The sequence below is a fragment of the Candidatus Hydrogenedentota bacterium genome (genome assembly GCA_016791475.1).
In the GTDB taxonomy this organism is placed as follows: Bacteria; Hydrogenedentota; Hydrogenedentia; order Hydrogenedentales; family JAEUWI01; genus JAEUWI01.
The window spans coordinates 1-802 of sequence record JAEUWI010000166.1 but is presented as its reverse complement, the minus strand read 5'-3'; the positions used below and the strand labels follow the sequence as shown (position 1 = coordinate 802).

Here is an 802-nt window from a genome sequence, read left to right as displayed (position 1 = left end):
GCTGCGGCGGTAGCGGTCCTCGCCGGGTGAGGGTTTCCAATCGGGCGAACCATAGGCGACATTGACGACACTGGCGGGCTGGGGCGGCTGGACGCTGGGACCGCCGATCCGGGCGGACAACAGGCCGGCGCCGGCAAGGGTGGCGTCGCGGAAGACCTCGCCATCGAGGCGGAAGCGGGGACCGCGGGCGAGCAGGATGTTCGCGGGATCGCGGGTCAGCAGGTCGGCGGTGACGGCCGAGCTTTGGCGGTAGGTGGCGCTGTGGACGATGAGCCGGTGCAGCTCCTTCATCGACCAGCCGCGCCGGACGAACTCGAGCGCGAGCCAGTCGAGCAACTCGGGATGGCTGGGCAACTCGGACTGGAGGCCGAAGTCGGCGGCTTCCGGGACGAGGCCGCGGCCGAAGAAGGCGTGCCAGGCGCGGTTCACGGCGACGCGGGCGACGAGGGGATTGCGCCCGGCATCGACCAGCCAGCGGGCAAAGCCGAGGCGGTTGGCGGGCACTCCCTCGGGGAGGCCGGCGAAGACTTTGGGCACGGCGGGGGCGACGGCTTCCTCCGCCTTGAGGTACTCGCCGCGGTGATGCCGGTGGGTGGGGCGGGGATGATCGGCCGGACGCTCCTGCATGACCAGGGTGGTGGGAAAGCCGGGCCGGCGCGCCTCGTGGGTCTCCAGTGGCTTGCGGGCCTCGGCCAGATCGGGGGAGGTGCGGGCGTAGGCGAGCCGCAGCGTGGCATCGGTGGCGGTGAGGGGATCGACCGGCGGCCGGGTGCGGGCGGCGGGTTTCCCCGGGGCGGTGGTG

General features: G+C 73.1%; 1 protein-coding gene. It reads right to left on the bottom strand.

Annotated elements, in window-relative coordinates; translation table 11 throughout:
- Positions 1 to 802 (bottom strand): DUF1553 domain-containing protein (locus JNK74_28475; protein MBL7650124.1); only part of this gene is annotated, 802 nt, incomplete at both ends.